Annotated in this window: 13 protein-coding genes and 1 tRNA gene; 8 read left to right on the forward strand and 6 right to left on the reverse strand. The window is 68.4% G+C overall.

The features are described 5' to 3' along the window. Positions 1-446: 446 nt before the first annotated feature. The 3 genes from ACWD3H_RS25850 (at position 447) to ACWD3H_RS25860 (ending at position 3,139) form a co-directional block, all read left to right on the forward strand. A complete protein-coding gene (locus ACWD3H_RS25850) occupies positions 447-806 on the forward strand; it encodes a hypothetical protein (protein WP_451956813.1) in 360 nt (119 codons plus the stop codon). Then, positions 806-2,470 (forward strand): S8 family serine peptidase, encoded by a 1,665-nt coding sequence (locus ACWD3H_RS25855; protein WP_451956814.1) that lies wholly within the window; start codon positions 806-808, stop codon positions 2,468-2,470. Before ACWD3H_RS25850 ends, ACWD3H_RS25855 begins: the two co-directional genes overlap by 1 nt. Positions 2,471-2,719: 249 nt before the next feature. Continuing rightward, positions 2,720-3,139 carry an ester cyclase gene (locus ACWD3H_RS25860; RefSeq protein ID WP_451956815.1) on the forward strand — a complete coding sequence of 140 codons (420 nt, stop codon included), beginning with the start codon at positions 2,720-2,722 and terminating at the stop codon, positions 3,137-3,139. Positions 3,140-3,330: 191 nt separating this feature from the next. Here the strand turns inward: ACWD3H_RS25860 and ACWD3H_RS25865 are convergent, their stop codons facing one another. Next, positions 3,331-4,296 (reverse strand): GNAT family N-acetyltransferase, encoded by a 966-nt coding sequence (locus ACWD3H_RS25865; RefSeq protein WP_451956816.1) that lies wholly within the window; start codon positions 4,294-4,296, stop codon positions 3,331-3,333. 464 nt (positions 4,297-4,760) lie between these two features. Between ACWD3H_RS25865 and ACWD3H_RS25870 the strand changes: the two genes are divergently transcribed. The 3 genes from ACWD3H_RS25870 to ACWD3H_RS25880 all read left to right on the forward strand — a co-directional run bounded on the left by ACWD3H_RS25870 (position 4,761) and on the right by ACWD3H_RS25880 (position 8,043). Beyond that, entirely contained in the window at positions 4,761-5,375 is a 615-nt protein-coding gene (locus tag ACWD3H_RS25870) for a hypothetical protein (protein WP_451956817.1), read from the forward strand. Then, positions 5,360-6,424, forward strand: a complete 1,065-nt coding sequence (locus ACWD3H_RS25875) for an N-acetyltransferase family protein (protein WP_451956818.1) — start codon at positions 5,360-5,362, stop codon at positions 6,422-6,424. Before ACWD3H_RS25870 ends, ACWD3H_RS25875 begins: the two co-directional genes overlap by 16 nt. Positions 6,425-6,720: 296 nt before the next feature. After that, positions 6,721-8,043, forward strand: coding sequence for a hypothetical protein (locus tag ACWD3H_RS25880; RefSeq protein WP_451956819.1), 1,323 nt, complete (start codon positions 6,721-6,723; stop codon positions 8,041-8,043). 203 nt (positions 8,044-8,246) lie between these two features. On the opposite strand, the gene ACWD3H_RS25885 is transcribed toward ACWD3H_RS25880, so the two are convergent. The 4 genes from ACWD3H_RS25885 to ACWD3H_RS25900 form a co-directional block, all read right to left on the reverse strand. Continuing rightward, entirely contained in the window at positions 8,247-8,756 is a 510-nt protein-coding gene (locus ACWD3H_RS25885; protein ID WP_451956820.1) for an SDR family oxidoreductase, read from the reverse strand. Positions 8,757-8,831: 75 nt separating this feature from the next. Continuing rightward, entirely contained in the window at positions 8,832-9,737 is a 906-nt protein-coding gene (locus ACWD3H_RS25890) for an SDR family NAD(P)-dependent oxidoreductase (protein WP_451956821.1), read from the reverse strand. 16 nt (positions 9,738-9,753) lie between these two features. Further along, positions 9,754-9,828: transfer RNA gene (locus tag ACWD3H_RS25895), tRNA-Val, on the reverse strand. A gap of 138 nt (positions 9,829-9,966) precedes the next feature. Further along, on the reverse strand, positions 9,967-10,257 hold the full coding sequence (locus tag ACWD3H_RS25900) for a nucleoside triphosphate pyrophosphohydrolase (protein ID WP_451956822.1): 291 nt from the start codon (positions 10,255-10,257) through the stop codon (positions 9,967-9,969). Between the two features lie 196 nt (positions 10,258-10,453). Between ACWD3H_RS25900 and ACWD3H_RS25905 the strand changes: the two genes are divergently transcribed. Together ACWD3H_RS25905 and ACWD3H_RS25910 are read left to right on the forward strand one after the other, a co-directional pair. Continuing rightward, positions 10,454-11,422: a hypothetical protein gene (locus tag ACWD3H_RS25905; protein ID WP_451956823.1), complete on the forward strand. Its 969-nt coding sequence runs from the start codon at positions 10,454-10,456 to the stop codon at positions 11,420-11,422. A gap of 246 nt (positions 11,423-11,668) precedes the next feature. Next, on the forward strand, positions 11,669-12,598 hold the full coding sequence (locus ACWD3H_RS25910; protein WP_451956824.1) for a phosphotransferase enzyme family protein: 930 nt from the start codon (positions 11,669-11,671) through the stop codon (positions 12,596-12,598). Here the strand turns inward: ACWD3H_RS25910 and ACWD3H_RS25915 are convergent. After that, positions 12,592-13,971 (reverse strand): hypothetical protein, encoded by a 1,380-nt coding sequence (locus ACWD3H_RS25915; protein WP_451956825.1) that lies wholly within the window; start codon positions 13,969-13,971, stop codon positions 12,592-12,594. The genes ACWD3H_RS25910 and ACWD3H_RS25915 overlap by 7 nt on opposite strands. Between the last annotated feature and the right edge of the window lie 149 nt (positions 13,972-14,120).

Here is a 14,120-nt window from a genome sequence, read left to right on the forward strand (position 1 = left end):
ACCCGAAAGGCAAGGCCATGCGATTAAGAAGTCCTAAAAGGTGGTGCCAGCCCCACCGTTTTCCCGGGTACCTGGCTCATGTCACCCGAGTCGTCGTGGTTCCTATGGTGATCGAGTGCCACATGCCGACCCCGAAATCCGACACCTGACATCCGCCCTCCCCGCCGCCCTCGTCGGGCTGTGGTCTGTTGGCGTCACGGTCATGATCCAGCGCACCGCGTGGCTGGCGGAGCAGGAGGCGCAGGGTCAAGAGCTGGCCTGGCCGTCCGCTGCCTGGCCACTGGTCTCGGCGGCGAACGCGCTTCTGGTTCTCCTTCCCGCCATGGCTCTCGCCCTGCGCTCGAAAGCTCCCGAGACTCGGTCAGCAGGCCGGGCGTGGGCGTGGTCGTCGGCGGCTCTGGGAGTTCTGGGGGCCGTACGGGCCGTTCCCCACGATGAGGCCGTACATGGTCCTGCTCGCGCTTGCCGCCACAACGCTGAACGCGATCATCACGCGTGGCATGCGCACAGTGCCGTCGCAGTGGCGGCGGGAAGTGCCGGTGGCGGTGGTGGTCGCGGCGGTGACGCTGCTGCCATGGCTGTGGCTCGGTGCACTCGGCGGGCCCCTGCTGACCTTGTCGGCGGCGGTGGCCGCGGTGGCTGTCGGCGCATTGGCCGCGCGCATCCTGGCGCGGGCGTCCGGTGACGCCGTCGTGGCGCCGGGGCTTCGGCTGGACGCATGCGGCTGGCGAGGGGCGGATTGGTGGCCGCAGTCGTGCTATTGGTCGTGGGAGCCGGGGCGGCACCAGCGGGCAGCCAATTGCTGATGATGACTGCCCTGCCCGCGCTGGGATTGGCCGCGGTCGTGCTCTTCGGCTCGCTGCCACGGGCGCTGTTGTTGGGAGCCGGGTCGTTCGGGCCGCTGGCGTTCGTCGCCCCCGACCAGCTGAGTCTGCTGCTGGGAGAGTATGACGCCGGTCACTGGGGGCTGCTCGCCGCGCGATGGTCCCTGATCGCGGCGCTCATTACCGGGGTGGTGTTGGCGGTGGCCGCAGGCGGCGGCAGGTTCGCCGTCGGTGCCGAGCCACGGTGGTGGCGGGTGGGCAAAACGGTGGTGGCCGGGCTTTCGGTGCTGGTCGCGGCCGGAGTGCACATGATCACCGGGCAGCCGGGGCTACACGGCGACCGCCTGTTCGTGATCATGCGAGAGCAGGCGGATCTGACCGGCCTGGCTACGGTCGCCGACCGAACCGAACGGGTGCGGGCCACCTATCGCAGGCTGGTCGACACAGCCGCTCGCACGCAGGCGGACCTCAGGCGGGGCCTGGACAGATACCGAATCCCCCACACTCCCTATTACCTGGTCAACGCGGTCGAGGTCGATGGCGGCCCACTGGTGGGCGCGATGCTGGCCGGTCGCGCGGACGTGGACCGGATACTCCTCAGCCCCTGGCCGCGGCCGCTGCCCGAACCTGCTCCGCCCCGGCGTGGCGATCTCCCGCAACCCGCGGGACCGACGTGGAACATCACCATGATCGGCGCGGAGCGGGTGTGGAGGGAGTTGGGCGTCACGGGAAAGGGCGTGGTGGTCGGAGTGTCCGACACCGGCGTGGACGGCAGGCATCCGGCGCTGCGCGATGGCTTCCGCGGCGGCGACGACTCCTGGTACGACCCATGGGAGGCCACTCGCTCGCCGACAGATCACGCTTCCCACGGCACGCACGTAACCGGCACCGCAGTCGGCCGTACCGGGACGGGCGTGGCGCCGGGCGCGAGTTGGATGGGCTGCGTGACCGGAAACCGAAACCTGAGCAACCCGGCGGCCTTCGTGGGATGCCTGCAGTTCATGCTGGCCCCCTTCCCGCCCGGCGGCGACCCGTGGCGCGATGGCCGGCCCGAGCGGGCGCCGCACGTGCTCAACAACTCTTGGCACTGCACCGCCTTGGACGGCTGCGATCCTGGCGCGCTCGCGCCCGCGACCGCCGCGCTCCGGGCGGCCGGACTGTTCTTCGTCACCTCTGCGGGCAACACCGGGCCGCGCTGCGCGAGCATCGTCAACGCCCCCGCTCGCTACACCGACGTGCTCACCGTTGGTGGGGTGGACCGCGCCGGACAGGTCGCCGCGTTCGCCAACCGCGGCCCCCGGGGGGCCACCGGCACACCCGTGGACGGGGGGCCGGCGGGCACACCGGACATCGCGGCGCCAGCGGTGGGGGTGCCGTCTGCCATGCCCGGCGGTGGGTACGGCGCCGCCGACGGCACCTCTATGGCGGTCCCCCATGTGTCGGGCGTGGTCGCTCTGATGTGGTCTGCCAACCCCCGCCTGGCCGGCGATATAGAACGCACCGAGCAGATCCTGCGCCGGAGCGCCCACCCCCTCGGGGTCGCCAAAGCCGCCGACCCGCAAGGATGCGGGATCTGGAGTTCGCTGGGCGCGGGCATGGTCGACACCTACGCGGCCACCCGCGCGGCCCTGGCCGCCCGTCCGTGACCGGCTCGCCCCTGACGGAAGGAAAGGCGCCCGCAGTCCCGACGGGCTGCGGGCCTCCCTCCGCGGCCCAGGAGGCTGGGGAGGCCGGCCTGACAGCCTCAGGTTCTCGGCCGCGCGTTCGCGCCCTCCACTGAGGTGTTCGCCCCGGTCATCGCGGCAATCTACACAGCAGGCTTCCGTTAAGAGGTGGCCGGCCGGAGGAGAAAAAGCCGCGTCGTATGCATCCACTCGCGGCGAGGGGGCAACACCATGACCGATGCCCGGGAAGTGCGCGACAGGTACACCGCCGCGTTCAACGCCCATGACATGAACGCGCTGCTGCGCACCGTCAGTCCGATCGGGGTGACCGTCAGCCCGGAAGGCCTGTCCCAGGGGCACGAAGAACTCGCCTCATACCTAAGACAGTTCTGGGAGGCCTTCCCGGACGTTCACGCAGTGGTCGTGGAGTCGTTTGACGTCGATGATGTGGCGATTGACGAACTGTTGATGGTGGGCACCCATACGGGACCGTACATGTTGCCCGATGGGCAGGTGATCACGGCGTCGGGTCGCCCCATATCGCTACGCTGCTGCTACATCTGCACGATTGAGAACGGGCTCATCGTGAGCCTGCGCCTCTACTTCGATCAGTCAGAGTTGCACACCCAACTCGGTCTCCCCTGTGAGTGACCTCCCGGTGGGGTGTCTCCGAACCTTGACCGGGCTTTTCCTGGCCGGAACGCCTGCTCCCCGCCGCGGGGCCACCTGACGCTCCGTTCCTCAACGGAGGGCGCGAGCGGCCGAGAGCCTGAGGCTGTCAGGGCGGCCTCCCCGGCCTCCTGGACCGGTGTGGATCTGCGCTTCCGATGAAGAACCTCGCACTAGGAAACCAGCGGGAGCCCGTAGACGACCGTACGGTGCGCTACCTCGAACCCTGCGCGGGTGTAGATGCCGAGAGCCCCGGTCGGGTTGTCCGCGTCCACCCCCAGGCCGGCCTTGTCGTACCCCTGCACGCGGAACTCGCGCAGCGCGTGCGCGAGCAGCGCGCTCGCCACCCCCCGGCCCCGCCACTCGCGCAGGGTGCCGATGATCTGGATCCACGCCTCGCGGACCCCGGTCGCCTCGGTGTCGGCCTCGAAATAGTGGGTGAGCAGCACGCCCACGCTCTCCCCCGACGCGTCCAGCGCGACGAAGGACCCCTCGGGCCGGAACACCTTCACCCCGACGATGGTGTTCCACCAGGACTCCGGGGTGTGCTGGACACTCCCCCAGTGGTCGACGAACGAGCGGTTACGCACCTCCCGGACGGCGTCCTCCAGGTCATCCCGGTAGGTGACGATCTGGAGCCCATCCGGCGGCGAGACCTCCGGCAGCTCGGCGCCCAGGTCGAGGGCCATCCCGTAGAACCACCGGGCCGGCTCCATCCCGGCCTTGGCAACCAGTGCCTGCAACCCCTCGTTGCGGGTGTCCACCTCGACGTGGAGTTCGAGCGGCTGCCCGGGGAACCGCCGCTCGTGCAGCGCCGGGGTGTTGCCGATCGCCCACTCCAGCAGGTGACCCCCCAGCCCCCGGCGCCGATACTCCGGATGCACCCCGCCCCACAGGCTCATCCGATGCACCGGCTCGGCCGCGGCCCGAGCCATGGTCACCCCGTACGCGACCAGCCGGCCGGACTCCCACGCCCCCAGCGTGCCCTCGACGGGATCGAGCAGCGGATTGACGAGTTCCTCGGCGAGGTCGTCCGCGGACTCTCTCCCCCCGACCTGATCCACCGCATCGATCGCCACCAGCAACTCCGCCCACGCCCCGACATCGTCCTTGCCCAGCGGGGCCCACTCGACGGTCATGGTTATCGAGCGTAGAAGCAGACCGCCCGGCCCGGCGACCGATTTTCCCGCGACGAGACTATCGACACCGGGACACCACGGTCACGACCGTGATCGCCCACGGCCCCATGAGCGCCGAGGATTTCGATCGGAACATGGTTGAGGTCCTCGGCCAGGAATAGGGCACCCACGGTGGCCTCGCCCAACCGGTCCTCGACGAACGAGTGTCCATGCGCCACCGGCTGTGGGCACTCGACTGCCATCACCCCACGCGCCCGCTCGGCGCACCGTTCGCACTCACGCCGCAGGGCACCGCCGCCGCCAAGGCCGCGTTGCGCGCCCACGCCCTACGGCCACACCAAACGCTCGGCCTGGGCTGACAGCAAAGGGTGCCGCAATATCCGATGGCCCGTTCATATCCGAACATGGCACTGTATGACGGTGCCCGAGAAGGTGAACGCCCGCAGAGTCGTCCGAGCGGCATCATGAGCTTCGGTACCTACGCGCGCCGGGTCCGGAATCAGGATCTGCCGTACGGCCTGCGCTACACCTCCCTCAGATGCGCGGTCGAGCGTTACATGCCCGTTGAATACCACGCGACCTGGGACTACATCACCAGCCGCGCCGGACGGATACGGACGGACGAGACCGCCCTGCTCCGCGCGCTGGACATCCTGGAGACCAGCCGGGAAGCCCGGCTGGCGGAGATGGCGGCGTTCACGCTGCGCCGTACGGTGGAAAAACACGATCGCCGCACCGTATCCGCCGACGAGCACCGTTACCGGCACGGCTGGCGCTGGCCAGGCCCGGACGCGCACGAGGCGATGCACCAAACGGTGCAAACCCTGTGGACCCAGTACGAGCGGCTGCCCTTCCCGGAGGTACCGCCCGCGGACAAGGCCGATCTGGCCATGCTGGACTTGACCGTCGCGGGCTGCGTATGGACCTACCTGCGCCGGGGCGGAGCCCTGCATCCCGACCATCGGGACATCCTGCGGTCCTGCCTGGCTGACCTGCGTGCCGTACGGCTCGGCTCCCCCTGTCCTTCTCCGAGGCGTTCACCTATTTCCTTCGGCTGCACAAAATGGTCGAACTCGTGACACACGACGCGCTACCGCTCGTACGCCGGGCATGGCGCGGAGACGCGGAGCGGATCGCGGACGTCTTCCTGGCCGCGCGTGGCCAGATGACCTACCTGCCGCGGCTGCACACCGACGAGGAGACCCGGGCCTGGATCGCCGGGGTCGTGGTCGCCCGCCACGAGACATGGGTGGCCGAACTACACGGCCAGGTCGCCGGATTCGCCGCACTGGACGACCAGTGGCTGGAACACCTGTACGTCGCGCCGGAGGCCCAGGGCCACGGCATCGGCTCAGCCCTGCTCGCCCAGGCCAGGAAGGCACGGCCCAGCCTGCTCAACCTGCACGTGTTCCAGCAGAACACCGGCGCCCGCCGCTTCTACGAACGGCACGGCTTCACCCTGGTGGCGCTGGGAGACGGCAGCGACAACGAGGAGAACCTCCCCGACGCCCACTATCGGTGGCGAGCCAGCGCCGAGCCGCGGCAGCCGGAACCGGCCAGCGGGCTCAACGAATCCCTCACGTGCGCCTTCCCCTTCGCACTGGCCGACGACGTTCGCACTGCTGTCGGGGTCATGCCGATCGCCGGACACTGCCCGGCGACGTCCTTTGAGGTGACCGTCGGCGAGGACCGCGTCACCGTTCCCGAGCGGATCTACCATCCCGAACCCACCTCCGAGGCGCTCAGTGCGCTGTCCCCCGTCCAGCGGGTGATCCTGCACTGCCTCTACACCCGTCACCACGACGGGTTCGTCCGGCAGCGCCACCTCGCTCAGATCGTCGGCTCACTGGAACCATGGGTCATCCCGTACGTGACGCGACTGGTCGGAGAGTACGTCGTGGAGATCGTGGAGGATGTCCACCGCGCGCTTGATGATCTCGACCGGCCCGGCTCCGCCGTCCACGCCGCCTACGGGCGATTCTTCGCCGACAATCCGGACTTCCTGACAGTGACGGAACAGCGGGTGATCAGCTACTGGAGCTGCTACCACACAAGCGCCTATCCTCGGCTGCGAGGATACCCGGGCTACCTGCTGGTATCGGCCCTGCGGGCGGCGGCCTCGGCTTGATCGAGCGGATACGCCTTGGCCTCGGCCCCCTGCGAGCAACGGTGTGGCTGCTAATCGGCTGACCTGCCTCGCCCGTCGGCGCGAGAATCGGTGGATTCAACCGACCCAGAACCGGCGGCACCCGGGAAGATCCGTATGACGTGCCGTCCCCTGGATTCCAAAAGACGGCGGTCTACAGGGCGATGACGTCTGCGACAACCACGACGACGTCTCGGTTACTCTCCGCCGCGAGATAACGACTCGCTGAAATGTCGTAGCGGCCCGGCACACTGGCGTCCGACACGGGAGGTGTGGCCATGGCACGGGGCCTGGGCAGGAACGCGGTCCGGCAGTTGCTCGGGCTCAGCGTCTGGGAGATCGAACTCGCGGTCACGACCGGCCTGCTCCGGCGCTTTCCCGACCGGACCTTCGATCCCGTCTCCGTCAGGGCGGCCGAAGCCGACATCGAGCACTTCCGGCAATTACTCGCCGCGGAACGCCGCTGCACCATCACCGAGGCGTCGGCCAGGCTCGGCGTCTCGGCCGACCGCTTCAAACGGATCATCGCCGCCGCCGGTCTGGCACCCGTGGCCACCGAGGAGATCCGGAAGTACGGCCAGACCCTCACCGTTCGCTACTACCGTGCCGCCGACGTGGACGTCCTGGCCGACCACGTCCGCGCGGACGTCGAGCTACGCGCCGCTGCGCGGGCGGTCTCCCGCTCCGAGGCCGCCAGGAAGGCCGCCCAGACCCGCAAGCTGAACCTCGCACGCGCCGTCGCGGCCCGCGCGGAGATAGAGGCGACCAAGCCCACCCTCGACGCGGACGGCGTGCGGGTCCTCCTGTGGACCGCTGCACTGATGGCCGCTGCCGGCGTCTGGCCGGGACCGCTCAGACCCCTTCACCGCATGGCGGACCCCCGCGTCCCACCGCTCACCGAGATCCTGCGGGATGCCCGCCTCTCTCGCGCCGAACTGGAGGTGATGCTCGCCGAACTCACCCCGAGATCAGTGGAGCTCGTGCGTCTCCTGGTCTCGCCCCGGGACGCGGAACGGGAGCTGGGTGTGCCCGTTGAGATGATCCCAGCCGAGCTGCCCCAGTTCGGCGGTCACCTACTGGCTCCCCTCCTCCGCGAGGCGGTCTCCTCACCTCCTCCCTGGCTACTGCGGGCGCGGGCGGAGGTGGAGTTGCGACGAGCCGTCCACGCGGAGGAGCGGCGTGCCGTCGAAGAAGCCTCCCAGCGGCGCCGAGCCGAGCGAGCCGCCGTCGACCAGGCCGCCCGAGCGGCCTCCCGGCTGTCCGACGAGTCCGTGGCCGAGATGTTCGGCATACCCGCCGACGTGATCCGGCGGCTCCGCCCGGCAAGCGGCCGTTGGGCGGCCGACCACGTCGCGGGACTGCTCCGGAAAACCCCGCCGTGGCTGCGGGACGAGTCCGCGGCCCGGGCGGAGGCCGACCGTCGCCGTCACCGCGCCGAGCGGAAGGCCGCCCGTCGGCTCTCCTGGCGCGGCCTCTGGGCTGAGGCACTCGGTGTCCCTCTCGACCGGATCCCCGATTCGGTCGGACGTCCCACCCGCGCGGCGATCGAAGCCGCCAGGCGAGAGCCGCCCCGGTGGGCGCGCGAGACACCACCCGGCTGAAACCTACCTGTCTCTCCGCTTCATGGCCCGCCGCAGCCATCCGCCGGGATCAGCCTCGCCGGCTCTCCGCACCCGCCGGGCCGAGAGGACTGCCACTGACGAACAGCCGCCCGACACCTCCGGCGACAGCACCCGGCCAACGAGCGTCGCGAGCCCGCCCGCGTCCAGAGACACCTCCGTACGATCCCGGTCATGAGGTCCGCCTACCACGGTGCCTGCGCGTAGTCCTTGAGGAAGACACCGTGCACCGGGTCGCCCGCCTCGCCGCGCACGATCGGGTCGTAGACCCGCGCGGCACCGTCGATGACGTCCAGCGGCGTCCGGCGGTCGAGCCACTCCCGCACCGGCACCGGGTTCTCGTCGGTGATCCAGCCGGTGTCCACGCTGCACATGTACACACCCTGCCGCGCCAGGTCGGCGGCGCTGGTACGGGTCAGCATGTTCAGCCCGGCCTTGGCCATGTTGGTGTGCGGGTGACGGCCGGTCTTGTTCGTCACCGCGAACTGTCCCTCCACCGCCGACACGTTCACAATGTACCGGCGCGGGAAAGGCGCGGCGAGCAGCAACGGCAGCAGCCGGTCGATCAGCAGGAACGGCGCGACCGCGTTGACCAGCTGGACCTCCAGCAGCTCGGCCGGGTCCACCTCACCGATCCGCACCGACCAGGAGTTACCCGCCGACATATCCGGCAGCAGACCGGACTCGTCCGGCACTCCCAGATTCACATTCCCGGAAGGCGAGACCGACAGTCGCTCGGCCTCGTCCACTGAAGTCGAGACCAGCAGACCTCAGGTCTCATCCCCGAAAGGGGATACAGGAAGCCCTGGCAGATCCCAAGCCCCGTCACCTGACGGCACCGGAAGGCCCGACAGATCCCGGAGCCCGTCACCTGGCGGCGGCAGCGGAAGACCGTTCCCGTCACCGGAGAGCGACACCGGAGGACCCGGCATGAACCCCGGCACCGTCGACGCCCCCGGCGGAAGCCCGGCCCGCTCCCCCTCTACCAGGGCGGCGTAGGCCGACGGCGGCCGGCGCAGGGTCTGCGCGGCATTGTTGACCAGGATGTCCAGCGGATCCCCGGCACTCAGGAGCCGGTCGCCGAGCGCGATGACCTGCCGGGGATCGCACAGATCGATCCCCACGACCTCCAGGCGCCCGCCCCAGTCACCGGCCGCCGCGAACCTGCTGACCGCGTCGGCCGGAAAACGGGTGGTCACCGTGACGTGGGCGCCGTCACGGAGCATCTTCAGCGCGAGCTGATGCCCTATCTTCGTCCGCCCCCCGGTGACCAGCGCCCGCCGCCCCGACAGGTCGGTACGGGCCGCACGACGGGCCGCGTTGAAGGCCGCGCACGAGGGGCAGAGCAGGTGATACAGGCTGCCCACCCGAGTGAAGTGCTCCTTGCAGACGTAGCAGCGTCGCGCCCTGCGCAGCTCTCCGGCCGGCTCTCCCACCGCTCTCTCCGAGATGGGAGCGTCGATCACCCGGTCTGGACTGCCCATCGCGGTGGCCGCCAGCACCGCGGCGTCGGCCTCCTTCGCAGCATGATCACGCTCCTGCCTGCGGCGCTGCTGCCCGTCACGGACCAGTGCGAGCGCCGCGTGCGCGATCCACCTGCGGTCCGGATCGTCCAGCGGGAGCCGCCTGGCCTCGCCAAGCGCTCGCAGGACCGTCCAGACGGTCTCGGAGTCCACGTCATCCTCCCGGGGGTGGGGCCGACTGGATTCGAACCAGCGTCCTCTTCCCCTGTCAGAGAAAGCGCGACGGCCAACTGCGCTACAGCCCACACGCAGAACGGCTCGGTTTCGAACCGGCACCTGCGTCCACCCTACCGAGAAGATCAACCCATTTTTGATCATTCGCCGGACTCCGGAGGGCCGCGTTAGGGACGGGAGGAAGGACCATAGATTGCCCCGATTACCGTCATCCTTCGAGGTAGACGCGTTCGAGGAACGCCCCCCGCTCGACTCGTTTGACCTCGGCGACCTTCTCGATGTCCGCCCACTCGTGCCCGTGGACCTTCGCGATGGCCCGCAGCACTTCGAGCACGTCGGCGATCTCCTCCGCCACCTCGGTCACCCCGGCCTCGCGCAGCTCCGCCGCCTCCTCGAACAGCTTCTCCAGCAGCGCCTCGCGGTAGTCGACCTCCCCGAGCACGGTCACCACCGGCTCCCCGCCATGCTCCCGAATGATCTCCGGAATCCTGTCCCGCACGAGTTTCCCCACCTCAGACCGCCCCTTCGCGCACGTACGGCTTCCTTCGGAAAGCCCAGAGACTACCGGGCTCCTCCGTCGTGCGCGTTCCCCGACAGGAGCGGTGAAAATGGCCCGTATTTCGGCAAATACACACCAAGGGTGGCGGCGGATGGATTTCTCTCATTGGGAACAGAGCCCACGCTCCTCGTGGCGCATGGCCGTACTCGTAGGGGCGAACACCCGTACCTACAAGTTCGCCCTCGGCTCCGCGCTCCTGGACGCCGCCGCCGAAGGCCGGTCGGAGATCCTGCTCCGGGACCTGGCGGTGCCGTACGCGATGGGGCTGGTACGGCATCTCGGCCAGGCACCGCAGGTATCCCAGAAGGGCGAACGGGGAGAGAAGGATTTCCTCTCGGTGGCCGAGCGAGAGGCCGCGGAATCGCTCAGGCTCGGAAGCCCCACCGAAGAACTGCTGGCTGCGGCCATCCAGTCCATGCCCAGGATGGTGATGCGGAAGTTCCACAACCTGCGCGGCGAAGGAGCGGAGGTGCCGCATCGCTTCTACGAGGTGACCGGCCGCTCCCACGAACAGGTCGTCCGGCTGAGCAAGGAACTCCGCGACATCGCCCAGTCGGAACAGGCCCCGACCCTACGGGGCGAGCTGTCAGCCCGCTGGAGCATCGTGGAGACGTCCTTCGCCGTCGGGATCGGCCAGAGCCTGATCCGTGAGGGTGTCGTCGTGGACATGACCACCCTGCAGATCACCGACCGACAGCGCCGCCGATCGGTCGCCGGCGTCACGGACGCGGTCATCGGCTTCCAGCGCGGCCTCTGCCTGATCTGCGCGGACCTCATCACGCTGGGCATCGACAGCATCGCCGTCGACCATGTGTTCCCTCTCTCGTTCAGGAGGCTTCTCCCTTCCGGCGGCAAGGGGACGACGCCCGACCTGGACGCGATCTGGAACCTGGCTCCCACACACGCGGGGTGCAACGGCCAGAAGAGCAGCCGACTCCCCACAGATCAGGAGATGTTCAGACTCGCGAAGCGCAACGGAGCCATCATGCAGTCGCCTCACCCGCTCAGAAAAACCCTGGCCCTGACCATGGAGCGCAGCGGATACAAAAACCCCCAGCCAGGCGATTGGCTCACATTCATCCGGCACGTACGTGGCCTGCTTTGAGTCGCTCCGTCTCACCGGTAAACGACTGCCGAGGCGCACACGATTTTTCAGGTGCGATCCCCGAGAACCGTGACGAATTTAATCAATATCCCGGCTTCCTGGCTCTCCGCACCAGGTCCTCCCCACCAAGGCGATACAGCTGATGTGAGTTCGCAGCGCGCGCAGGAGTGAGGCAACCAGGTTCTGAACAGCTTCGGGTTGTGGGGGCTGGAGCCGGTTCCCGACGCAGGGGATAGCGTTCGGTTCATGACCGAGAGTCAAACGGCTGTATCGCCCGCTGATCGCCCCGGATCTCCCTTCACCCCTGAGAGCACCAAGGCCACGCTTCTGCGGGCATGCGCACGAGTCGGGCTCGATCCATCGAACGCCCGGTTGATCCGGCTCGGGGAGAACGCGGTCTACCGCCTGGATTCACCCGTGGTCGCGCGCATCGGTCGGACGGCGGCGTACATAGATGATGCTCAGAAGGAAGTCGCGGTAGCCCGCTGGCTGGCCATCGAGGGCTTCCCCGCCGTGCGTACGCTCCCTTTCGACCAGCCTCTCGCCGTGGACGAGCGCGTCGTCACGTTCTGGGAGTCCCTTTCCGAGGTCGAGAACTACGCCTCGCCCGCCGAACTGGGCACCCTGCTCACCAGGCTCCACACGATGGAAGCACCGGCGGGGTTGCGGCTCCCCCGGCTGGAGCCCTTCTCGCGGGTGGAACGCCGGATCGCGGGCAACGACTGGTTCAGTTCCGAGGACGCCTCGTTCCTACGCGAGCGGCTCGCTCAACTCAGCGATGACTACGCGGCACTGAGTTTCGAGCTTCCCCAAGGTGTGATCCATGGGGATGCGAGCGTGGGCAACGTCATTCGCGACCGTACCGGCCGCCCGGTGCTACTCGATCTGGACGGCTTCGCGCTTGGGCCTCGCGAGTGGGACCTCGTCCTCACCGCGATCTACTACGAACGCTTCGGCTGGCACACCGCCCAGGAGTACGACGCCTACACCCAGGCTTACGGCTTCGACGTGATGCGCTGGCCCGGCTACCAGATCCTGGGCGATGTCCGAGAGTTCCTCATGGTCACCTGGCTCAGCCAGAAGGCAGGTCAGGACGAGCGGGCCGCCGCCGAGGTGCGCAAGCGGATCCGGGCGTTGCGGACCGACGCCGACCGAGGCGATTGGGAGCCCTACTGAGCCGCCATCACCTGCTGCCACAGGGAGAAATCCGCTGCCTGCTCGTAGAAGTCGCCGAGTTCCGCGGAGGTGACCGTCGGCGTGAGCCGCACCGAGAACTCACGAAGGTAGCTCACACAGCGGGCCGAGCGTAACTGCTCACCTGCTCTCAGCGCGTCCAGGGCGACCAAGCACGCCTGTTCTACCTCCCTCGCGCCGAGGTGCGCGTCCGCGAGAACCATCGTGGCGAAGAAGTCGCTGCGCAGATACTCACCGTCCCGGTCGGTCCTGACGCACGGGGTCACGTACTGGCTGGCCACCACCGGACGTCCCAGGTCACGAAAGCAGTGTCCGAACTCGGCGGCGAGTTCGGCCTCGTCGAAGTAGCCGATCCAGTCCGGGTCGTCGTCAGGGTTTCGCCGCTCGAACTCCCGTACGGCCTGAGTCAGAGCACGATCACAGGCAGGGGCATCGCCCAGGCGTGCCAGCGCTCGGGCCTCCATCGTGTGGAAGTGCGCTGTCAGCGTCGGGGTAGCCGCCCCGGCTGTTCCCTGGCGGGCTGCTCGGGCCAGGTTGACGGCTTCGCGATATCGGCCGACGAAGGTGGCCTGGTGGCTCATGGCATCGAGAACACCGGCGGCCAGCAGCCGGTCGTCTGCCGCCTGGGCCAGGCCGAGGGCTTGGATGAAGTAGCGCTGGGCCAGAGCATGCAGGCCGCTGTCGTATGACATCCAGGCGGCCAGAAGAGTGGCTTCGGCCACTACGGAGACGAGACGAGGGCTCGTCTTCTCCGAAGTCCGACCACGTAGAAGGCGGGTGGCGTCCGTATTCAGATAGTGGATGAAAGAACGTCTCGCGTGCTCCCCGCCGAACCGGTTGTCCATCTGCGCGAACAGATCAACCGTGGCGCGGAATCGCGCGATGTCGGCCTCGCCTATCCGAGATTCTCTTTCATCGGTGGACAGCGACGTCGCGAGGAGCCAGGTCAGGGAAGCGTCGTTCCATGCTCGTGCGTTGATTTGTCCGTTGAGTGCGACCCATGCCTCGTCGAGGTCGGCCTGCCACAGTCGCGTGACCGTCTCCATCCCCTCGGCTAGCGCTTCGGGATAGGCCAATCCCAGGTCCACCGGCAGCTTGGCCGAGGATGACAGCCCGGCGTCGGAGAAGGTGACCGTACGTCCCAGGGCTCGGCTCAACGTCACGGTGATCAGCCCTGCGGTGTCGTCGCGAGGCTGCATGCCGTTCAGCCATCGACTCACCGACGTGTGATCACAGTTGATGGGAGTTCCGGCGTTCTCTGAGGCGCCTCGGACCGCACGAGCAAACGATTTACGAGAAAACCCGGCTTCTTTGATAAGTCGGGCCAATCGGTCATTAGGCATCTGCTCCGCCATTTCTCCTCCTCCCGAGTGCACATTTGCGCCCCCTTGAGCGCGCTGTGGCAGCCCCTCGAAAAGGCGCACTCTTGTGTTGTCCAGTCAAGCGGGGATTACCGGTCTGGTCTACGGCAACGCGAAAAGAAGGGGTGGCATGAACCAGTGAA

The sequence above is a fragment of the Streptosporangium sp. NPDC002607 genome, from assembly GCF_053592655.1.